This window comes from Cellulomonas sp. plas2, assembly GCF_057221735.1.
On sequence record NZ_CM170155.1, the window covers coordinates 3,663,282 to 3,682,969 of the forward strand.

Annotated in this window: 18 protein-coding genes, 1 tRNA gene and 1 riboswitch; of the genes, 7 read left to right on the forward strand and 12 right to left on the reverse strand. The window is 77.5% G+C overall.

The window, feature by feature from the left end:
* Nucleotides 1-3: 3 nt before the first annotated feature.
* The 3 genes from AC2TDM_RS16250 to AC2TDM_RS16260 form a co-directional block, all read right to left on the reverse strand.
* A complete protein-coding gene (locus AC2TDM_RS16250; RefSeq protein WP_484635314.1) occupies nucleotides 4-348 on the reverse strand; it encodes a hypothetical protein in 345 nt (114 codons plus the stop codon).
* Between the two features lie 345 nt (nucleotides 349-693).
* Entirely contained in the window at nucleotides 694-1,185 is a 492-nt protein-coding gene (locus AC2TDM_RS16255) for a hypothetical protein (RefSeq protein WP_484635315.1), read from the reverse strand.
* A complete protein-coding gene (locus AC2TDM_RS16260) occupies nucleotides 1,182-1,772 on the reverse strand; it encodes an NUDIX domain-containing protein (RefSeq protein WP_090032554.1) in 591 nt (196 codons plus the stop codon). The genes AC2TDM_RS16255 and AC2TDM_RS16260 overlap by 4 nt, the downstream gene beginning before the upstream one ends.
* Nucleotides 1,773-1,863: 91 nt before the next feature.
* Nucleotides 1,864-1,927: riboswitch (guanidine-III (ykkC-III) riboswitch) on the forward strand.
* Between the two features lie 10 nt (nucleotides 1,928-1,937).
* Between AC2TDM_RS16260 and AC2TDM_RS16265 the strand changes: the two genes are divergently transcribed.
* Nucleotides 1,938-2,252, forward strand: coding sequence for a DMT family transporter (locus tag AC2TDM_RS16265; RefSeq protein ID WP_090032556.1), 315 nt, complete (start codon nucleotides 1,938-1,940; stop codon nucleotides 2,250-2,252).
* 55 nt (nucleotides 2,253-2,307) lie between these two features.
* Here the strand turns inward: AC2TDM_RS16265 and AC2TDM_RS16270 are convergent, their stop codons facing one another.
* Both AC2TDM_RS16270 and AC2TDM_RS16275 read right to left on the reverse strand, forming a co-directional pair.
* Entirely contained in the window at nucleotides 2,308-3,108 is an 801-nt protein-coding gene (locus AC2TDM_RS16270; protein ID WP_090032558.1) for an SDR family NAD(P)-dependent oxidoreductase, read from the reverse strand.
* Between the two features lie 78 nt (nucleotides 3,109-3,186).
* A complete protein-coding gene (locus AC2TDM_RS16275; RefSeq protein WP_484635316.1) occupies nucleotides 3,187-3,771 on the reverse strand; it encodes a hypothetical protein in 585 nt (194 codons plus the stop codon).
* 129 nt (nucleotides 3,772-3,900) lie between these two features.
* Between AC2TDM_RS16275 and AC2TDM_RS16280 the strand changes: the two genes are divergently transcribed.
* On the forward strand, nucleotides 3,901-7,053 hold the full coding sequence (locus tag AC2TDM_RS16280) for a hypothetical protein (RefSeq protein ID WP_484635317.1): 3,153 nt from the start codon (nucleotides 3,901-3,903) through the stop codon (nucleotides 7,051-7,053).
* Between the two features lie 48 nt (nucleotides 7,054-7,101).
* Here AC2TDM_RS16280 and AC2TDM_RS16285 read toward each other — a convergent pair whose 3' ends face one another.
* From AC2TDM_RS16285 to dcd, 3 genes are all read right to left on the reverse strand, one after another.
* Nucleotides 7,102-7,497 carry a VOC family protein gene (locus AC2TDM_RS16285; RefSeq protein WP_484635318.1) on the reverse strand — a complete coding sequence of 132 codons (396 nt, stop codon included), beginning with the start codon at nucleotides 7,495-7,497 and terminating at the stop codon, nucleotides 7,102-7,104.
* A 111-nt stretch (nucleotides 7,498-7,608) separates the two neighbouring features.
* Entirely contained in the window at nucleotides 7,609-8,766 is a 1,158-nt protein-coding gene (locus AC2TDM_RS16290) for a hypothetical protein (protein WP_484635319.1), read from the reverse strand.
* A gap of 14 nt (nucleotides 8,767-8,780) precedes the next feature.
* Nucleotides 8,781-9,356, reverse strand: coding sequence for a dCTP deaminase (gene dcd, locus AC2TDM_RS16295; protein ID WP_090032564.1), 576 nt, complete (start codon nucleotides 9,354-9,356; stop codon nucleotides 8,781-8,783).
* A 74-nt stretch (nucleotides 9,357-9,430) separates the two neighbouring features.
* On the opposite strand from dcd, the gene AC2TDM_RS16300 reads away from it, so the two are divergent.
* On the forward strand, nucleotides 9,431-9,631 hold the full coding sequence (locus AC2TDM_RS16300) for a hypothetical protein (protein ID WP_484635320.1): 201 nt from the start codon (nucleotides 9,431-9,433) through the stop codon (nucleotides 9,629-9,631).
* Nucleotides 9,632-9,703: 72 nt separating this feature from the next.
* On the opposite strand, the gene AC2TDM_RS16305 is transcribed toward AC2TDM_RS16300, so the two are convergent.
* The 3 genes from AC2TDM_RS16305 to AC2TDM_RS16315 are packed head-to-tail and all read right to left on the reverse strand — an operon-like array spanning nucleotide 9,704 to nucleotide 12,842.
* On the reverse strand, nucleotides 9,704-10,777 hold the full coding sequence (locus AC2TDM_RS16305) for an Rv2578c family radical SAM protein (RefSeq protein WP_484635321.1): 1,074 nt from the start codon (nucleotides 10,775-10,777) through the stop codon (nucleotides 9,704-9,706).
* Nucleotides 10,778-10,821: 44 nt separating this feature from the next.
* Nucleotides 10,822-12,114 carry a D-arabinono-1,4-lactone oxidase gene (locus tag AC2TDM_RS16310; RefSeq protein ID WP_484635322.1) on the reverse strand — a complete coding sequence of 431 codons (1,293 nt, stop codon included), beginning with the start codon at nucleotides 12,112-12,114 and terminating at the stop codon, nucleotides 10,822-10,824.
* A complete protein-coding gene (locus AC2TDM_RS16315) occupies nucleotides 12,111-12,842 on the reverse strand; it encodes an endo alpha-1,4 polygalactosaminidase (RefSeq protein ID WP_484635323.1) in 732 nt (243 codons plus the stop codon). Before AC2TDM_RS16315 ends, AC2TDM_RS16310 begins: the two co-directional genes overlap by 4 nt.
* A 123-nt stretch (nucleotides 12,843-12,965) precedes the next feature.
* Here AC2TDM_RS16315 and AC2TDM_RS16320 point away from each other — a divergent pair.
* Nucleotides 12,966-13,036, forward strand: a tRNA-Gly gene (locus AC2TDM_RS16320).
* A 68-nt stretch (nucleotides 13,037-13,104) separates the two neighbouring features.
* Here the strand turns inward: AC2TDM_RS16320 and AC2TDM_RS16325 are convergent.
* Nucleotides 13,105-14,592 (reverse strand): excalibur calcium-binding domain-containing protein, encoded by a 1,488-nt coding sequence (locus tag AC2TDM_RS16325; protein ID WP_484635324.1) that lies wholly within the window; start codon nucleotides 14,590-14,592, stop codon nucleotides 13,105-13,107.
* Between the two features lie 556 nt (nucleotides 14,593-15,148).
* Here AC2TDM_RS16325 and AC2TDM_RS16330 point away from each other — a divergent pair.
* The 3 genes from AC2TDM_RS16330 to AC2TDM_RS16340 all read left to right on the forward strand — a co-directional run bounded on the left by AC2TDM_RS16330 (nucleotide 15,149) and on the right by AC2TDM_RS16340 (nucleotide 19,264).
* A complete protein-coding gene (locus tag AC2TDM_RS16330) occupies nucleotides 15,149-15,811 on the forward strand; it encodes an SPFH domain-containing protein (RefSeq protein WP_484635325.1) in 663 nt (220 codons plus the stop codon).
* Nucleotides 15,812-15,910: 99 nt separating this feature from the next.
* Nucleotides 15,911-18,715 carry a diguanylate cyclase domain-containing protein gene (locus AC2TDM_RS16335; RefSeq protein WP_484635326.1) on the forward strand — a complete coding sequence of 935 codons (2,805 nt, stop codon included), beginning with the start codon at nucleotides 15,911-15,913 and terminating at the stop codon, nucleotides 18,713-18,715.
* A 12-nt stretch (nucleotides 18,716-18,727) separates the two neighbouring features.
* Nucleotides 18,728-19,264 (forward strand): GNAT family N-acetyltransferase, encoded by a 537-nt coding sequence (locus AC2TDM_RS16340; RefSeq protein ID WP_484635327.1) that lies wholly within the window; start codon nucleotides 18,728-18,730, stop codon nucleotides 19,262-19,264.
* Nucleotides 19,265-19,688: the final 424 nt, after the last annotated feature.

The following is a 19,688-nucleotide window of genomic DNA, read 5'->3' on the forward strand; positions in this document are numbered from 1 at the left end:
CGGCTACCCGTCACCGTCCGGACGCCAGCCGCGGCCCGGGTCGCGGTCGTCGCGCCGCCACGTGCGTGGCGCGCCCTGCTCGACGAGGGCCGCCCGCAGCCACAGCGTCGCGTCGGGGTCCCACCCGCCGAGGAAGGTCCGCGTGCCGGGCCGGCCGGGCACGGGCAGCGCACGGCCGGAGGTCTCGAGCCAGGCGAGCACGGTCAGGTGCACGCCGTCGGCGCCGTCCGCGAGCGCGTCGACGTCCGGGACGACCCAGCGGTCGTCGGCGCGGGATCGACCCGCCCCGGCCTCGCCGGGCAGCCCGCCGGTCGCCATCGACCAGAGGTACCCGCGCGACGAGGTCACCTCGAGCGGGTGCGCAGCCGTCAGCGCCGCCCAGCCGGCGGCCGACCGGACCTCGACGACGCGCGCCTCCGGGTCGACGACGGCCGCACCGACGTGCAGCGCCTCGTCGCCCGGGTGGTCCTCGACGAGGTCCAGCGCCCAAGGGACGCCGTCGGGCCCGTCGCCGGCGGTCGCCAGCGCCCCGTCCGCCGCCGTCGGGCGGCACCACCACGCCCCCGAGACCGGGGCCGGCGGCCGCCCCGCCGCCGCGCTCTCGGCGGCCCGCAGGTCCGCGCACCACCGGGCGACGACCTCGCGCGGGTCGGCGCGGTCGCGCAGGGAAGGCTGCGGCGGCGGCTCGTCGGCCTATCCGTGCTGCACCAGCCGCTGCGCACCGCGCTGCACCGGCGCATCCCAGGACGCGGCGGCGGGGTGGGCCAGCACCGCCGCGAGCGCCGGGGCCAGCGCATCGCGGACCGCGGGCTGCGCGAGCAGGCGGTCGAGCCCTTCAGGAGGCTGCCAGGAGCGGGCCGTGTCGACGACGGCGGCGAGCGTGGGCCGGGGGTCCGGCCCGCTGGCGAGCGCCTCGACCTCGACGCGGGCCAGTGCCGCGACGACGCCCGCCGGCCCCGGCGGCAGGCCCGCGGGGCGCAGGTCGTCGAGCGAGGGCACGCCGCCGCCGGACGCGCCGCGAACGGCGACCAGGGTCACGGTCGACCCGTCGTCGAGCGCCGTCGCCGGTGCGAGGGCCGCGAGCCGGAGGTCCTCGCCGCCGGGCGCGGTGGCGGCCGCCTCGAACGCCAACCGCCGCCCCCGCGGCCCGGCGAGCAGCCGGGCGACGAGGTCCTCGCCGCTCACCGGAACCGCCCGAGGTGGATCCCGGCGATCGCGAGCGCCGCGATGGTCTCGCCGTCGCGAATCGTCCCGTCGGCGACCAGGGCCAGCACCTGCGCGAACGGCACGCGTCGGACGGTGCTGATCCCCTCGGAGGCCTGCTCGGCGGCCGTCCCGGCGGCGCCGGCGGCCGGCAGCGGCTCGACGCCCTGCGCCAGCACGACGTGCTCCGGCGCGCGGGCGACGCCGTTGAGCGCCTCCATCCCGCCGAGCCGCGTCCACTCCCGCGCCGTCAGCCCGGTCTCCTCCGCGAGCTCGCGCCGCGCGGCGACGAGCGGGTCCTCGCCGTCGGTGCCGCCGCCGGGCAGCTCCACCGACCCCGGGCCGGTGGTGTACCGGTCCACGGTGACCAGCACGACGCGGTCCTCGTCGTCGAGCGCCACGACGAACACCGACGGCCGCCGCACCTCCACGACCCCGTACAGGCCGGCGCCGCCGTCCGGGCGGCGCACGCGATCCTCGCGGACGACGAGCCACGGGTTCTCGTAGGCGACACGGCTGTCGAGGGTCCCCCAGCCACCCGTGGACCCGCGCTCCTCGTCGTCCGCCATGGCCCGACCGTAGCGAGGGCCTCCGACAGGGGTGGAGAGGCACCTCACCACCTCCCGGCTGGACCCCCCGCACCGGCGTTGCGACCATGGCAGAGGCCCCGACGGTGGGGCGCCGGACGAGGGAGCCGTACCCGGAGCGCGACAAGACGGCCGGCGGAGGTCGTCATGTCGTGGGTCGTGCTCGTGCTGTCCGGGGTGCTCGAGGCCGTGTGGGCCACCGCCCTGGGCCGGTCGGAGGGGTTCAGCCGCCTCGGGCCGTCGGTGGTGTTCGGCGTTGCGCTCGTGCTGAGCATGGGCGGGCTCGCGTACGCGTTGCGGGAGATCCCGGTCGGCACGGGCTACGCGGTGTGGGTCGGCATCGGCGCGGTGCTCACCGTCGCGTGGGCGATGGCGACCGGCGCCGAGCCCGTGTCCGTGGTGCGCGTGCTCCTGCTGGCGGGGATCGTCGGCTGCGTCGTCGGCCTCAAGCTCGTGCACTGAGCCGGACGAGCGGGCCGGACGAGCGGGCCGGCGAGCGGGCCGGCGCACCCGCGCGTCAGATGGTCTGCACCGACCCGGCGTCGACGCGGTAGTTCGAGCCGTTGACGAACGACGCACGCTCGCTGACGAGGAAGCCGATGACGGCGGCGACCTCCTCGGGTCGGCCGCGGCGGCCGAGCTCCATGCCCGGCCGCTCCTCGGCGAGGAACGAGCGAATCGCCTCGTCGACCGAGGTGCCGTTCTCGTCCGCGCGCTCGTCCATCATCGCGTCCGTCATCGGCGTCTCGATGAACGCCGGCGAGACGGCGTTGACCAGCACGCCCTCCGACGCGTACGTCTTCGACAGGCCCTTGACCAGCGCGAGGACGCCCGCCTTCGCGACGCAGTACGGCAGCTCGTCGGGGTAGGGCTGCACCGCGTCCTCGGAGGCGACGAGCACGACCCGTCCCCAGCCCCGCGCACGCATCCCGTCGATGACGGCCCGCACCGCCCGCACGGCGGCGAACAGGTCCGTCTCGAGCGTCTGCCGCCAGCCGTCCTCGTCGATCTCGTGGAAGAGGCCCTGCGCGCCGGTGATCCCGGCGGCGTGGACCAGCACGTCGACCGCGCCGAACCGCTCGGTCGCCGCGGCGACGACCCGCTCGGCGCTGCCCGCCTCCGTGAGGTCGGCGGCGACGGTGAGCACGCGGTCCGCCGGGGCGTCCAGCGTCGCCGCGGCCTTCTCCAGGCGCTCGGCGTCGACGTCGGTGAGCACCACGCGGGCGCCCTCGTCGAGCAGCAGCGCCGCGGTGTGCAGGCCGATCCCGGAGTCGGCGCCGGTCACCAGCGCCACGCGTCCGTCGATGCCCAGGTCCATGCGAGGTCCTCTCTCCAGCGGGGGTTGCGGAGGGTGGTGTGGGTCGTGCACACCCGGACGATGCCGGGCGAGGTGCGCTCAGGGCCGGCGGTACGCCAGCTCGACGACGGGCGTGCGGCCGGCCGGCCGGCGTGCGGGGGCGGAGCCGGTGAGCGGTGCCGTGGGGCGCGGGGCGTACCGGTCGTCGTGCGCGGCGTTCCGGGGCGAGGACACGACGAGCGTCTTGGCGGTGTCGAGGACGACGAGGTCCTCGACCAGCGCGGCCCGCACGTCGGGCTGGAGCCACTCGCAGGAGGAGTCGGCGGCCCACTGCCGCCACGTGGCACCGGCGACGGAGCCGACGTACCCGCCCACCGCACCGCCCAGGAGGGCGACGAGGTGCGCGCCGCCACGGCGGTGCTCGAGGACCGACAGCGCCACGGCGCCGCCGGCGCCCGCGGCCACCCGCGCCGGCAGCATCGGCCACGCGAGCCGGCTGGGCGTCGTGGGCAGCTTGTCCGCCACCGCCTCCCCCACGAGCGCGGCACCCGCGGCGAGGCGCACGAGGGCCGCCCCCCGCCCGCGGCGGCCCTTGACGGCCACCAGTGCGGGGACCGCGAACCCCGTGGACGAACGACCACCGGCCGCGAGGCCCAGCGTCACCGATCGCGTCAGCACACCCATGGGGCGTGTCTACCGGGCACGGGGGGTGGCGGCATCTCGGCGGCGGCTCTCGCCCGGGGTCTCGGCCTCAGGTGGCGCCGGGAGGTGCGGCCCTCGTCGCCCCGGGTCCCGCGGCGGTACCGTCCACCCGTGGGACCAGGGGGCCAGGACCTCCCCGGGTGGCGGCGCGGCCCCCGGTGGGACGCGGTGCGCACCGGCGCGCTGGCCCGGCTGCGCGCGGGCGCGATCGCGGGCGGTGCCCGTCCGGCGCGCGTGCTGGCGGCCGTGCTCGTCGGCGCCACCGCCGTGGCGGCGCTCGTCGCCGACCCCGTCGTGACCCGCGCCGTCACCGAGCGGGCGCCCGCGACGAGCGGGGCCTACGACCTGCTGGTCACGGCGCCGGGGACGGAGGCCGTGCTCGACGGCTACGTCCCGCCGGCCCTGCTGGCCAACCTCCCGGAGCGCCTCGGGCTCGACGACGTCGCCCGCGTCCGGGCCGTCGACGGGGTGGGGGTCGCGGCGCCGCTGGGCGAGGTGTTGCTCGACGTGGCCGACGCGGACCAGGTGTCGTTCGTCGTGCCGGTCGACCGGTCCAACACGACGACCCCGAACCCGCAGGCGTACCGCCTCGAGCTGACGTGGACGACCGACGACGGGCTGGGCGAGCGCGTCGTGGACCACCGGCGGCCGGTGGCCGTGATCGACGACGCGGACCTCCCGCCCGTGGTGGACGACGACGTCGCCGCGCTGCCCGACGGGTGGTCCTGCACGGTCGACCGGCAGGTCTACTCCGCCGACGACCCGGAGTCCGCGCCGTGCCGCACGTACCCGCGCACGGCCGTGCAGGTCTCGGCGCTGGGCACGAGCTCGAGCTTCACGCAGGCGACCGCCGAGGAGGGCCTCATCTCCTTCGCGCTGGGCTTCACGCCGCGCGAGCGGTCGCGCGTGACCCTGGTCGACCCCGCCGCGGAGCGGGCCCTGCTGGGCGAGGCCGGCGCGTTCCTCGACCCGCTGGTCTCGGTGGCCGCCGCGGGGGCGGACGACGTGCCGTCGCTCGCCGCCTGGGCGGCCGAGCAGCCCGCGACCCCCTTCGTCGACGCCCTGCGGGCGATGTGGGAGCGGCAGGAGGCGGCCCGGACCGAGGGGCCGTGGGTGTCCTACGACTCCGAGGAGGAGCCGCCGTGGCCGGAGCCGCCGGTCGCGCCCGTCCTGGTCGCCGCCGGACGGTCCCCGCAGCTGCGGCTCACGGCGGAGGTCACGGCCGGCTTCGGCGAGGTGGGCGTCATCGGCGGACCCGGGATGGAGACGTTCCTGCCGCCGGCCGGGGTGCAGGACGGCGTCGGTGAGCCCGTCGGCACCGCCGTCGTGGACGTCTCCCAGGCCGCCGACCCGCTGCTGTCCCGGGCGCAGCGCGTCGTGTGGCCGGGTGAGCAGGTGCCGAGCACCGACCGGCTGGCTTCTGCGCAGGACACCTGGGGGCTGCCCGCGGTGCTGGCGGCGACGACGACCAGCCCGGTGCCGGCCCTGCGCGAGAGCGACGGCGACCGCGTCCTGCGGCCCGAGGGGTTCGTCGCGCCGGACCGCGACGACTTCTGGGACGGCGGCGTCGGGATCACGACGGCGTCGGACGGCACCCCGGTGGGGCGCGAGGCCGCGTTCCAGGGCGCGGTGGGCACGGGCTTCGCCGCGGCCGACGAGGACGGGTTCTTCGCGGGGACGTTCCTCGCGCCCGTCGCGCGCTACGACCCGGCGGACCTGCCCGGGCTGCTCGACGACGGCACCGGCGGCGCGGCGCCCCTGGGGCTGACGGTGCCGGCACCGGCCCACGTCGCCGACGCCGCGGGGCGGCCGCTGCGGGGAGCGGCGCTGCGCCCGACGCTGTCCGGGGTCGGGCTGGCCGACGCGGGGGCGACCGCGATCGCGGACGTGGCGTGGGGTGAGGCGTGGGGGGCCGACGCGGCGGTCAGCAGCGTGCGGGTGCGGGTGGCACCGGCCGCGGACGTCGACGCGGTGGCCGCCGCGCTGCGCGCGGAGGGCTTCGTGGTGACGGCGGTCGCGGGGTCGGCGACCCGCACGGTGGACGTCGTCGTCGAGCGGTACGCGCGCGGGACGGACGACCCGTCGGGCGCGCAGGCCGTCGGTGCCCTCGGCACCGTCCGGCAGGAGTGGGTGCGCGTCGGGCCGACGCACGTGGTCGCGGCGCCCGTGGTCGGGGCGACGGCGACGCTGCAGCTCGTGGCGGTCGCGGCCCTGCTCCTGCTGCTCGCACCGGCCGCGGCCGGACTCCTGGCGCGACGCCGTGCCGCCGCCGTCGCGGTCGGCGGGGACAGCCTTCCCGCTCCCGCCGACGAGCCCCTCGGCGAGGAGCTCGCGCCGGCAGGCCGTCCTGGTCGGGGCGCGGCCCTCGTGCGGGTGCGCGACGCGTGGCGGGACCGCGTGCGGGAGCGGCGCGCGCGGGCCGAGAGCGGCGTCGTCGACCTGACGGCCTGGGACGGCGACGGGTGGGACGACGACCGCTGGGACGACGACCGCTGGGCCGGCGACGGCTGGGGGCCGGGCGGTCCGGGAGCGGCGGGCTGGGCGACGTCCGACGCCTCGTCGTGGGAGGGGGAGCCGGTCCGCGGGCGTGCCGGCGCCGCAGCCGGGACCGCCCGGACCCGCAGCGGCTGGGCCGCGGTGGAGGACGAGGACGAGGGCGAGGGCGACGGCGACGGGCTGGCCGACGGTGGCGAGCCTTCCCGGGACGCCGGCGTGCCGCCCGTGGTCGCCGCCACCTGGGCCGCCCTGCGTCGGCGGGGCGCGACGTCGCAGGTGCTCGCGCCGCTGCTGGCCGCGCTCGCGGGCGGGGCAGCGACGGTGGTGGCGGCGCGGGCCGTCGTCGCGGCGGACGGGTCACTCGTCGCCGGAGCCGTGCTCGCCGGCGCGCTGCTGCCGCAGCTGGTGCTGGTCGCGGTGGTGCTCGTCGCCGCGGTGGCAGTCCTGCGCCGGGCGGCACGGCGGGTGCCCGTGGTCGCCGGGGCCGTCCTGGGCGCGGCGCTGGTCGGGGTGGGTGCCGCCGCCTGGACGCCCGTGGTCCTCGCCCTGGTGGCCGGGGTGCTGGTCGGCGTGCTCGCCGGGACGACGGTGCGGGCCGCCGCGTCGGACGGGGACGGGCACGAGGTCGGGCACGAGCCCGGTGACCTGTCCGACGACGTCGGGAACGACGGTGGCGCGGGGCAGGCCGACGGCGACGCCGCGGACGCGCCGGGTGACGGGGACCCCCACGACCCCCGCACCGCCGAGCCCGCACCCGCGCGCGGCTGAGCAGCACGACCGCCTGGCAGACCTCCCCCGGGCGCCGCGGCCGGTCCCCTACGCGCCGGCGGAGACCACCCAGATGTGGTTCCCGTCCGGGTCGCGCAGGGAGAACGTGAGCGGCGACCCGGGCACCTGCTGCGGCGCGGGGTCCAGGTCGAGGCCGCCCACGGCGGTCAGCCGGGCGTGCTCGGCGAGGACGTCCGCCACCTCGATGCCGATGGAGGACCCGCCGGGTGCGCCGCCCATGGGCGGGTTCAGCGCCAGGCGCGCGACGGAGCCGGCGGGGGCCACCTCGACCCACCGGCCCTCGCCGTCGGCGCCGAAGCGGGTGTCGCCCCGGAGCTCCCACCCCAGGCGCCGGGTGTAGAAGGCGAGCGCGGCGTCCTGGTCGGCGACGGTGAACATGGCGGTGGTGAGGGAGGCGGTCACGGCCGGTGCGGTGGTGGTCATGGGCGTGCAGACCGGCCCGCCGTCGGGAACTCATCGGGCCGGGCGGCACGTCGTCCGCGTCCGCCGTCCGTCGCGTCGGCCGGGCCGGCACGGGCCCGCGGGCGCGGCCCCTCAGGGCACGGCGACGACGTCCGCGGGGTCGACGACGAAGTCCGCCTCGTCGACGATCTCCCCGCCGACGACGTCGAGCACGGCCAGCGCCAGCGCGCCGACCGCGCCGGTCGCCCGACTGCGCGAGCCGCGGTGCTCGCGGGAGGTCCGCTCGAGGCCCAGCTCGGCGACGTCCGGCGGCTCCCACCGGACCCGGTACGCGACGACCTCGCCCTGCGCCCACGGCAGGTCGCGCACGAGCAGCGGGGGGTCCTCCCGCACGGACACCTCCACCGCGACGACGCCGTCCACGTCGAGGTCCACGACCACGCCGTGACCGGTGGGCGGCGGCGGGTCGGCGAGCACCGCCGCGTCGAGGTCGCGCGCGTCCGCCAGGAGCCGGTGCCGCCGCTCGGCGTCCGTGACGCCGTGCTCCTCCAGCGCGGCCCGCAGCGCGGCGAGGTCGGGCACGGCGGATGCCGCGACGCGCCGCCCGCGGCGGCCCGCCCGCTCGGCGACCGGGGAGGGCGGCGGCGGGCCGGTCGGCGGCTCGACGAGCGGGGCCGTGACCGTCGCGTCGACGAGGCGGCGCAGGTCGTCGGGCTCCACCCAGACGGACGTCAGCACGGTCAGGTCGACGGCGGCGTCCGGGTCGGGGACCAGCACGACTCCGCCGGCGTCCTCCTCCTCCGCGGTCCGGACAGCGCCGGTCAGGCGGCGGGCGGCGTCGACGAGCCAGCGCAGCACGCGCTCCTCCTCGCGTACCGGCGCGGCCGTGGGGAACGCGCGCCGCAGGCCCTCGCGATCCCCGCCGGGGCCCGGCGGCCCGCCGCGCTCGCGCGGGGCGTGCACCACCCACGCCACCGTCATGTCCTCCGGCAGGCCGAGGATGACGCCGGCGGCCGGCTCCAGCCGGTACGGCCCGACGAGACGCGACGACCGCCCCAGCCGCAGCGCCCGCACGGGCAGCGTGCGCGGCCCGACGACGCGCAGCGCCGTGGTCAGCGGCCGCCGCCCCCGCGCGGGCTCCGGCTCGGCGGACCACCCGCTGCCGACGAAGCGGCTGGCCGCGAGCGTCTCGACCTCGTCGATGCCGACGCCGTCCGGAACCGCCAGCAGGTGCCGGGAGCGCACCTCGGGGTCGTCGGCGGGCAGGCGGGGCAGCAGCGACTCGGGCACGGGCAGGACCTGGCTCACACGTCGGTGCGGTGGAAGCCCTGCCAGGAGCGGGACGCCGTGGGCCCGCGCTGGCCCTGGTACCGGGACCCGTACGCGGCGGACCCGTACGGGTTCTCCGCCGCCGACGAGAGCCGGAAGAAGCAGAGCTGACCGATCTTCATGCCCGGCCACAGGAGGATCGGCAGGGTCGCCACGTTGGACAGCTCCAGCGTCACGTGCCCCGTGAAGCCCGGGTCGATGAAGCCGGCCGTGGAGTGCGTGAGCAGGCCGAGCCGGCCGAGCGAGGACTTGCCCTCGAGGCGGGCCGCGATGTCGTCGGGCAGCGTCACCTGCTCGAACGTCGAGCCCAGCACGAACTCGCCGGGGTGCAGCACGAAGGGTTCGCCGCCGTCGACCTCGACGAGCCGGGTCAGCTCCGGCTGCTCCGCCGCCGGGTCGATGACCGGGTACTTGTGGTTGTCGAAGAGCCGGAAGAACCGGTCGAGGCGCACGTCGATGCTCGACGGCTGCAGCATCGCCGGGTCGAGGGGCTCGAGGGCGATGCGCCCGGCGTCGAGCTCGGCCCGGATGTCGCGGTCGGAGAGCAGCACGGGGTCACGGTAGCCGGGCCGGGACCGACGCCGCGGACGCGCGGACCGGGCCGTCCGGGCGCAGGATGGCGGGCATGAACGAGACCACACCTCTCCCCGGCCAGGACCCCGAGCTCGAGCAGCTCTCCGCCGAGCTCGACGCGCAGCCCGGCCCCGGCGACGACGACCCCACGCCCGACGCCGACGGCCAGGTCGGCGCGCTCGACCTCGTCGACGAGGAGGGCTCGACGTTCGAGCCGGAGGAGGACACCGACGCCGTCGAGCCGCCGGACTGACCCTGCCGACCCGACCTGCTGGACCCGACCTGCCGGCACCCCCGCCCGGCGCCGCCGCGCAGGACGGCGCCGTCAGAACAGCGTCGGCTGCGCCGCACCGGCAGGCGCACCCACCGCGGCCTCGAGGGCGTGCGCGTCGACCGCGCCCTCGGCGCCGGTGGTGGGCGTGCGCGCCGGGTTCCACGGCCGGTCGTCGTCGAAGCCGTGCCTCCGGCGGAGCGGCGCGACCCGCTCGCGGAGCCAGGTCCGGTACCCCTCGGGCACGTACGCGCCCCGCCCGTAGAGCTCCTCGTACCGCCCGACGAGGACCGGGTGCTCACGGCCGAGCCACTGCAGGAACCATGGCCGCACGGACCCGCGCAGGTGCAGCGGCATGATCGAGACGCTCGTGGCGCCGGCGTCGGCGAGCGCGCCGAGCAGGGCGTCGAGGTGCTCCTGCGAGTCGGTGAGCCATGGCAGGACGGGCGCCACGAGGACGCTGCAGTCCAGGCCTGCGTCGCGCACGGCCCGGACGAGGCGGAGGCGGGCCCGCGCGTCCGGCGTGCCGGGCTCGACCGACTGCTGCAGCACCGGGTCGAGGACCGCGAGCGACACCGAGACCCCCACGGGGACGTCCTGCGCGGCGGCCCGCAGGAGGGGCAGGTCCCGCGCGAGCAGGGGGCCCTTGGTGAGCACCGACAGCGGCGTGCCGGACCGGGCCAGCGCCGCGAGGATCCCGGGCATGAGCCGGTACCGGCCCTCGGCGCGCTGGTAGGGGTCGGTGTTGGTGCCGAGGGCCACGTGCTCGCGCCGCCAGGAGGGCCGCGCCAGCTCGGCCTGCAGCACCTCGACGACGTTGGTCTTCACGACGATCTGCGTCTCGAAGTCGCGGCCCGCGTCGAGCTCGAGGTACTCGTGCGTGGGCCGGGCGAAGCAGTACGTGCACGCGTGCAGGCACCCGCGCATGGGGTTCACCGTCCAGCGGAACGGCATGCGGGAGGCCGCCGGCACCTTGTTCAGCGCGCTGCGGGCCGCCACCTCGTGGAACGTGACGCCGGCGAACTCCGGCGTGCGCACGCTGCGGACCAGCCCCTGCAGGGCCAGCCCGGGCAGGGCGTCGCCGTCGGTCCCTCCGTCACCGCCGACCCGCTGCCCGTCCCACCGCATGCCGTCATTCGAACACGCGTACGAGTCCCGCCGCAAGCCCTCGCTCAGACGAGGCCGTGCCGCTCCAACCACGCGTTGTGGAACCGGCCCTGCGGGTCGTACCGGGCGAAGAGGGCGCGCGCGTCGTCGAACCGGGGGTAGACCGCCGCGAGCGCGGCGGGCGAGCCGGCGACCTCCGCCGTGAAGACCTTGCCCCAGTGCGGCCGCGCCCCCAGGGGCACGAGCGCCTCCTCGACGGCGGGCAGCACCGCCTCGACCTCCTCCTGGCGCCGCTGCCACGTGAAGTGCAGGGCGACGGAGTCCTGGCGGTAGGCCGTGCTGAGCCACAGGTCGTCGGCGGCCACGGTGCGCACCTCGCTGACGTGCAGCAGCGGCGTGATCCGCGACGACAGGTCCCGCAGCCGCTGCATCGCCTCGGCGGCGTGCGCGCGCGGGAGCAGGTACTCCGACTGGATCTCCTCCCCCGCGCTGGGCGTGAACTCCATGCGGAAGTGGGGCAGCCGCTCGTGCCACGGCCCGGCGACACCGAGCTGCTCGGTCGGGCTCTGCGGGTCCCCGCCCGGGACGGGGTGCAGGGCGACGGTCGACGGGACGGCACCGGCCGGCGCCCGCCGCGGGTCCTCCGTGCCGTCCGCCCGCACGCGGCGCTTGCGCCAGAGCTGCCCGACGGCGTCGCCCGACCAGTCGGTGAAGAGGCTGACGGAGTCGGCGGTGGCGGTGACCGCGTCGTAGTCGGCGAGGACGAGGTCCCAGGGCAGACCGGTGGCGACCTCCTGGGCGACGTCGTAGGTCGGCTCGACGTCGAGCGTCAGCGCCGTGACGACGCCGATGGCCCCCAGGTGCACGACCGCCCCCGCGAGGTCGGCGTCGGCGCGGGTCAGCGTCCGGCGCTCGCCCGTCCCGTCGACGAGCTCGAGCCCGGCCACGGCCGCCGACAGGTTCTGCACGCCGTCGCCGGACCCGTGCGTGGCCGTGGCGGTCGAGCCCGCGACGGTGATGTGCGGCAGGGACGCCATCGTCGCCAGCGCCCAGCCCTGCGCGTGCAGCGCCGCGGCCACCTCGCCGTAGCGCAGGGGCCCGACGACGCGCACCTGCCGCGCGGCGGTGTCGACCTCGACGGACGTGGGCAGCGCGTCGAGCACGACGAGCTCGTCGGAGTCCGCGATGGCGTTGAAGCAGTGCCGGCTGCCGAGCGCCCGCAGCCGCGGCGTGCGCGCCACGAGGTGGGCCAGCTCCTCGACGCTGCGCGGCCGGTGCACGGCGCGGGCGGAGTAGGTGAGGTTGCCCGCCCAGTTGGTGAGGGTCGGTCCGTCCACGGCGGCGTCAGCGAGGGTCACCGGCTCAGACTAGGTCGGGCGCCGTAGACGGCCGCGTAGGCGGCGCACTCGTCGTACGCCACGCACTCCTCCGCGACCACGAGGTCGAACCCGGCCTCGTCCCGGCCGCGGGCGCCGAGGTCGGCTGCGTTCTTCTGGGCGACGGCCAGGCCCAGGCCGTGGGAGCGGGCGACGAGGAGCCGGGCGAGCGCGAGCGCGTCGTCGGCCGTCAGTCGCCCGCCGGACCGCGTCCAGGAGTCGAGGTTGTCGAGCTCCACGGCGTCGAAGCCGGCGTCGGCGCAGCGCCGGAGGACGGGGTCGAGCCTGTCGGCGACGGCCGCGCGCCGAGTGGCGGTGGAGGTGTCGAGGAGCAGCTCGTCGGGCCAGCCGGGGTCGGCGACGGGGTTGCCGTGGTCGTCGTGCAGGACGAGGTCGGGGTGGTCGGCCAGCCAGGTGTCGCTCTCCTGCTGCTGGGTCTGGAAGGCGTTGACGTAGCACGCGGACCAGAGCCCGGGGGCGGGGACGTCGGTGGCGTCGCGGACCACCCCGTCGATCCCGGGGGCCGGCGGGTAGGCGCCGCCGAGCTGGTAGTCGACGACGGCGTCGACGGGCGGCAGACGCCGTGCGGACGCGGCCTCGTCGCCGGCCGGGGTGCAGCCCACGAGCGGGACGAGCGCCACCAGCCCGAGCAGCACGCCCACGAGCCGTCGTGCACCGCCCCGGGCGCGCGCACGGGCACGGTCGACCATCGGCGGTCCTCCCACGGTCGGCGCGGCCGTCCTGCACCACCCGCCGGGCGACCCCAGGAACCGGCGCAGCCGTACCGGCGGAGCAGGTAGGATCGTCGGCGCACAGCCCCCCGGGGCCGTCGCGCGGGTGTAGTTCAATGGTAGAACTTCAGCTTCCCAAGCTGAGAGCGCGGGTTCGATTCCCGTCACCCGCTCCCTCGGACTCACGACCGCGCCCCCGCTCCACCGGAGCGGGGGCGCTGTCGTCGTCCCGGCCCTCAGATCACGGCAGGCTCTCGCACGCGACGCCGTCGTTGTTCCCGTCGAGGCGCGCGACGTCGCCGTAGTAGGGGTAGTACGTGTCGAACCACTGCTGCGCCTGCGCCTGGGTGCGGAAGTCCGAGCAGTTCTTGGAGTCGCCCGGGTTGCCCGGGACCGACGGCGGCGTCGGCGGCTGCGGGGCCGGCGGCTGGGGCGCCGGGGGCTGCGGGGCCGGCGGACGGAGGCCGCCCGTCTGCCACACCGGCACGTCGCCAGCGGTGTACAGGACGAGGTTGCCGTCGGGCTGCATCGCCAGGTGGTGACCGCCGCGGTCGGCCGTCCCGGACTGCCACAGGGCACGGCCGGAGCCGTACACGACGAGGTTGCCGTCCCGCTGCAGGACGAGGTAGGCACCGGGGTGGCCGGCGGACCCGCTGCTCCAGAGGGCCCCGGAAGGGCCGTAGACGACGGTGTTGCCGTCACCCTGGACCACGAGCCGGTGGTCGCCGGCGGAGAGCTGCCCGCCCGACCGGAGCACCTGCTCGACCGTCATGGTGCCGCCGGACGCCTCGACGGGGTCCGGTGCCGCCGGTGGCGTCGACGGGGCGGCGGTGCCCGACTGCCACACCGGCCGCGACCCCACGTACTCGACGAGGTTGCCGTCGTCCTGCATGACCAGCCGGGCACCCTCGCCGCGCTGGCCGGACAGCCACAGCGGCCACCCCGCGGTCGAGTAGAGGACGACGTTGCCGTCGGTCTGCACGGCCAGGTGCGACGCGTCCCGGTCCGCGGTCCCCGACTGCCACAGCGCCCGCGTGGTCGAGTAGACGACCGCGTTCCCGTCACCCTGCAGGACGAACCGGTACTGCCCGTTGGCGGAGGTCAGCGACTCGCCGACGGCCAGCTGCGCGCCTGCCGCGACGGATGCGCCGCCCGTCGTCGGGGGAACAGGGGTGGTCACGACGGACGCCTTCTCGACCTCCAGGACCTCGTCGGGGCACGAGGACAGCACCGCGGTGACCTGCTGCCTCTCCGCCGGGTCCATGCCGAGGCCCCAGCGCCACTTCACCGCCACCCAGTCCCCCAGGTACCGGCAGACGGCCTCACCGGCCGGCGGCAGCCAGGACGCGGGGTCGCGGTCGCTCTTCGAGGAGTTGAGCTCGTCCGTGAGGGCGACGAGCGCCCCGGCGTAGCCCAGGTCGTTCGCGAAGGCGCGCCGGGTCCCGCGGTCCCAGCGGTCCGCGCCGGAGCGCCAGGCCTCCGCGAGCGCGACCGTGTGGTCGACGTCGACGTCCGAAGCCTGCGCCCAGGTGACGAGGTCGTAGGGGGACAGCCACTCCCCCGTGGCCACCGTGCAGCCCGACGAGAACGTCACCGGCGCCAGGCTCTCCTCCTGCAGCACCTCCGCCCGGGTGTCGCAGCCGTCGCGGTCGGCGTCGACCCAGTCGCCGAACAGGTCGCGGTCGTAACCCGTCCCGACCTCCGCGGCGACGGGCACGTCGGCGAGCACCGCCTGGACGGTCCTGGGAGCTGCGGAGGCGGGTGCCGCCCCGATGAAGGTCGCTGCTGCGAGGGCGACGACAGCCGCGCCCGCTCCGATGCGTCGTCGCACGACGTCCCTTTCGTCCGATCGGGTGAGGTGCTCACGCTACGGAGGGACGGCGCGGCTGTAGCCCCCCGAGCGGGTGAAAGGGGGCTCGAGGGACGAGGCGCGAATATCGCGTGACCGGTGGCGGCTCCCCGTCCTACCGTCCTCCCGCTCCGGGTGCAGCAGCCGGACGGCGTCGCCGTCGCAGGTCCTGCGCACACCCGCGAGCGCCTGCCAGAGGAGCAGCGCCTGTCACGCGCCCGGGTTCGACTCCCGACAGCCGGGCGGCGCGCGGCCACCACGGCCGGGTGAGGTCTGCGACGCCGGTCCGCCGGGACGTCCCCCGCACCCGTCCGGCCGCGCGCCGTCCGGTTTGCGCGCGCCGCTCGTGTTCGGGCGAGGCAGGGCTGAGCGGGGCAGGGCGGGAACGGTGACGACCGACGGACGGTGCACCGGATGACGGAAGGAGGGCAGAGCGATGCGGGTCGTCGTGCAGGAGTGGGAGCGGGTGCTGGTGTACCGCGACGGGCGGTTCGAGGCCGAGCTCGGCCCCGGCCGTCACCGGCTGCGGCCGTGGGTCGCGTGGAGCCGGCGGCGGACCGTGCGCGTGGCGGTCCGGCCGCGGCTCCTCGTCGTGCCCGCGCAGGAGGTCCTCACCGCCGACGGGCTGGGGGTGAAGGTCGGCCTGGCCGCCACGACGCGGGTCGTCGACGCGCGCGCGTGGCACGAGGCGGTGGAGGCCCCGGACGCGTTCGTGCGCACGGCGCTGCAGCTCGCGCTGCGGGAGGTCGTGGCGGCGCGCACCCTCGAGGGGCTGCTGGCCGACCGGTCCGCCGGCGCCCAGGTCCCGGCGGAACTGCTCGCCGTCGCGACGCCGGCCGTCGCGGGTCTCGGGCTCGTCGTCGAGCGCCTCGCCGTGCGGGACGTCGTCGTGCCGGTCGAGCTCCGGCGGGCCGCGGCCGACCTCGCGACGGCCCGCGCGCAGGGTGCCGCCGCGCTCGAGCGGGCACGGTCGGAGGTGGCCGCCGTCCGGGCGCTGGCGAACGCCGCACGGCTGGTCGAGTCCCAGCCGGGCCTGCTGCGGCTGCGGACGCTGCAGGCCGTCGAGACCGGCGGCGCGACGGTCGTCCTGGCGCCCTGACCGGCGCGGACGCCCTGCTGGTCACCCGATCGGGTGGACAGCAGGGCGTCGCGGTCGGAACGCGTACGGGTGCGGCCCGGACCGGCCGATGAGGGCGGCATGGCGGCGACACTCTCGGCAGCGGCGTGGGGCCGCGCCCTGCGTGGCGCGTCGCGGTGGGGCGTCCGGCACCCCGTCGTCGCCCACGTCCTGTTAGCGCTCACGTACGCGCTCGCCGTCGTCGCCGGCCGGGCGACGCGGCTGCCCGGGTCGGGCCTCGCGCTCGTCTGGCCCGCGGCGGCGGTCGGCTTCGTCTGGCTCGCCTGGGCCTGGTCGCGACGGGTGGACCGCGCGGTCGCGGTGGTCGCGCTCGCGGTGATCGCCGGGGCGACGAACGCGCTGACCGGCACGGGCGGCGCGCTGGGGACGGCCTTCGCCGCGGCGAACGCGGCACAGGCCGTCGTGGCGTGCGCGGTGACGCGCGGCCTCCAGCGCCGGCACGGGCGCGAGGCGTGGCGGCTGCGGGACCTCGCCGACCTGGCCGCGCTCGTCGCCGGGGCGGTCGCGGGGTCGGTGGCGGCGGCCGGGATCGGACCGGTGGCGCTGCACCTGCTGCGGGACGAGCCCCTGCTGCCCGCCGCCGGTGCGTGGGTCCTGCGGAACGCGGCGAGCACCTTCGTGCTCACCGCGGTGCTGCTGCGCGTGGCCGACCGCGCGGGCGACCGCTCGCGCTTGGCCGGGCCGCTGCGCGCGCGGCCGGCCGAGCTGCTCGCGGCCTGCGGCGTCGTCGTCGTCGGGTACGGCGTCGTCTTCGCCCAGCCCGTGCAGCTGCCGGTCGCCTTCCTGGTGCTGCCGCTGAGCATGTGGCTCGCGCTGCGGTTCGACACGACCGTGGCGGCGCTGCACCTCGTGCCGGTCGGGGTGCTCGTCGTCGTGGCCACCACGGCCGGGCTCGGCCCGTTCGCCGTGCACGGCCCCGCCGCGCGGGTGCTGCTCGCGCAGGCGTTCGTCGCGGTGGGCGCCCTGGTCACGCTCGTGCTGGCGCTGCAGCGCGACGAGCGGCACGCCGCGACGGAGCACCTCGTCGCCAGCGAGCGGCGGGCCGACCGCCACGCCGCCCTCATGGAGACGGTGTTCGCGACGACGGCCGACGCGCTGTCCGTGTACGACGAGCGCGGCGTCGCGGTGCTGCGCAACCCCGCGGCGCAGGAGATGTTCCCCGACCTGCCCGACGGCGTGGACCGGGAGGGGTGGGGCTCGTACTTCGGGCTGTCGCACGTCGACGGGGCGCCCGTGGACCCCGAGGAGCTCCCGGTCGTGCGCGCCCTGCGCGGCCAGGTCGTCGACGACGTGGACCTGCTCGTGCGCACGCCCGGCGAGCCCGACGGACGCGTCCTCAACCTGCGCGCGCACCCGATGCCGGGGTCGTCGCGCGCGGGGTGGAGCGGCGGCGCGGTGCTCGCGGCGCGCGACGTGACGGCGGTGCGGCGCGCGACGGAGCAGATCACGCACGCGCGGGACCGCTACGCCGCGCTGCTCGCCGCGGCGACGGAGCAGGCCATCGTCGCGTGCGACACCGACGGCGCCATCACCGTCTTCAACGCCGGCGCCGAGCGCATGCTCGGGTACCGCGCGGAGGAGGTCGTCGGGCGGCCGATCGCGCTGCTGCACGACCCGCGGGAGCTCGTCGAGCGGGGCGCGGAGCTCGGCGTGCCCGCCACCGCGGTCGTCGCCACGATGGCCGCCCGGCGTGACTCGACCGCCCGGCGCTGGACGTACCGCCGCCGGGACGGCGCGACGCTGCCCGTCTCGCTGACGATCAGCCCGACGAGCGACGAGTACGGGGACCGCGACGGGGCCATCTGCGTCGCCTCCGACATCACGGCGCAGGTCGCCACCGAGGCGCGCCTGCACGACTCCGAGCGGCTGTTCCGGCTGGCCTTCGACGAGGCACCGATCGCCATGATGATCGTCGGCCTGCAGGGCGACGACGCCGGGCTCGTCCTGCGGACCAACGCCACCACCAGCGTCTTCACGGGGCTGACGGAGGCCGAGCTGCGGCGACGGGACGTCCACTCGCTCACGCACCCGGACGACCGCGACGCGTGCCGCGCCTCGTTCCGGCCGTTCCTCGACGGCGGGTGCGGGGAGGCGTGCGTCGAGAAGCGGTACCAGCACGCCGACGGCACCGTGCGCCGGGGGATGCTGACGGCGACGGTGGTGGCGCCGGCCGACGGGGGCGGCACGACGACCGCGGAGCCGTACCTGCTGTGCCTCGTCGAGGACGTCACCGCGCGCCGGCAGGCGGAGGAGGCGCTGCGCCACCAGGCGCTGCACGACGCCCTGACGGGTCTGCCCAACCGCACCCTGCTCGTCGAGCGGCTGGCCGCCGCGCTCGCGGACGGGCGAGCGGCGGACGGGCGGGCGCCGGCGGCGGGGCTGCTGTTCTGCGACCTCGACGGGTTCAAGGCGGTCAACGACTCCGCCGGGCACGCCGCGGGCGACGGGGTGCTGCGGGAGGTCGCGTCGCGCTTCGCCGCCTGCGTGGGGCCGGCGGCCACGCTCGCCCGGCTCGGCGGTGACGATTTCGCCGTCGTGCTGCCCGGTGCCGTCGACGAGGCGGCCCTGCGGCGCGCGGCCGAGCGTCTCGTCGCCGCGCTGCGCACGCCGGTGCGCGCCGGCAGCGCGGAGCACGTCCTGGGGGTGAGCGTGGGGACCGCCCTGGGGCTGCCCGACGAGAGCGCCGACGCCGTGATCGCCCGGGCCGACGCGGCGATGTACGCCGCGAAGCGGGCCGGCAAGAACCGCGTGCACGCGGCCGGGCTCCTGCCGCGGCCGCGTCCGGGCCCCGACGCCGAGCGGCTGGCGGGCGTCGCCGGCCGAGGGGCGGCCGAGGGGGTCGTCGCGCCGCCCGCCCGCGCATAGCACCATGCGGGCGTGAGCAGCAGCCCCGCCCCCGCCCGCGCAGGTGACCCGGTCCGGATCACCGCCATGACCGGTGCCCACGCCGAGGGCGTCCTGGACGTGTACGCCACCGGCATCGTCTCGGGGCACGCGACCTTCACCGCGTCGCCGCCCTCGTGGCCGGAGTTCGACGCCGGCCACCGGTCCGACCTGCGGCTGGTGGCGCTCGGCGACGACGACGAGGTGCTCGGGTGGGTGGCCGTCGCGGCGGTGTCGAGCCGGCCCGTGTACGCCGGGGTCGTCGAGGAGTCGGTCTACGTGGCGCCGCGGGCCGCGCGGCGGGGCGTCGGGGCGGCGCTGCTCGGGGCGCTGGTCGCGGCCGCGCCCGCCGCGGGCGTCTGGACGCTGCAGGCCGGCGTGTTCCCCGAGAACGCGGGCAGCCTCGCGCTGCACGCGGCGTGCGGGTTCCGGGTCGTCGGGCGGCGCGAGCGGCTGGGGCTCATGACGCACGGGCCGCTGGCGGGGACCCGGCGGGACGTGCTGCTGCTCGAGCGCCGCCTGGGCGGCTGACGAGCACCGCGGCCGGTCTACCGGGCGCGGCTCCGACGCCGGCCCGCCGGGACCGGCGCTCCCCCCAACGACGACGGAGGCCGGGGGAGCAGCTGCTCCCCCGGCCTCCGTGGTGCGCGGCCCCGAGGGGCACGCGAGAGGTCAGATGCGCACCCGGATGGGGTTGCTCACGCTCGTCCACCGCTCGGACTCGAGCTCGGTCGTGACGTCGGTGCTCTGCTCGGACGTGGGCTTCATGGCCGGCCTCCCTGCGGTTGGTGGACGAGGTGTCGTACGCCGTGCTGGAACGCGAGTCTGCCGGTGATTCGTCCCATGTGCACCCCTTTCCACCCGAACAGTGGGTGACGTCACAACCAACGGGTGACGACCGCCAGGGACCTCGGTCCCGGGTCTTCGAGGCCGCCGCGAGGTGGGCGACGTGGCG

Coding starts and splice junctions, on each gene's coding strand:
- AC2TDM_RS16315 (WP_484635323.1), bottom strand. CDS start 12,842: ATGGTCGACCGTGCCCGTGCGCGCGCCCGGGGCGGTGCACGACGGCTC.
- AC2TDM_RS16265 (WP_090032556.1), top strand. CDS start 1,938: ATGTCGTGGGTCGTGCTCGTGCTGTCCGGGGTGCTCGAGGCCGTGTGG.
- AC2TDM_RS16300 (WP_484635320.1), top strand. CDS start 9,431: ATGAACGAGACCACACCTCTCCCCGGCCAGGACCCCGAGCTCGAGCAG.
- AC2TDM_RS16270 (WP_090032558.1), bottom strand. CDS start 3,108: ATGGACCTGGGCATCGACGGACGCGTGGCGCTGGTGACCGGCGCCGAC.
- AC2TDM_RS16260 (WP_090032554.1), bottom strand. CDS start 1,772: ATGGCGGACGACGAGGAGCGCGGGTCCACGGGTGGCTGGGGGACCCTC.
- AC2TDM_RS16330 (WP_484635325.1), top strand. CDS start 15,149: ATGCGGGTCGTCGTGCAGGAGTGGGAGCGGGTGCTGGTGTACCGCGAC.
- AC2TDM_RS16305 (WP_484635321.1), bottom strand. CDS start 10,777: ATGCGGTGGGACGGGCAGCGGGTCGGCGGTGACGGAGGGACCGACGGC.
- AC2TDM_RS16285 (WP_484635318.1), bottom strand. CDS start 7,497: ATGACCACCACCGCACCGGCCGTGACCGCCTCCCTCACCACCGCCATG.
- AC2TDM_RS16335 (WP_484635326.1), top strand. CDS start 15,911: ATGGCGGCGACACTCTCGGCAGCGGCGTGGGGCCGCGCCCTGCGTGGC.
- AC2TDM_RS16275 (WP_484635316.1), bottom strand. CDS start 3,771: ATGGGTGTGCTGACGCGATCGGTGACGCTGGGCCTCGCGGCCGGTGGT.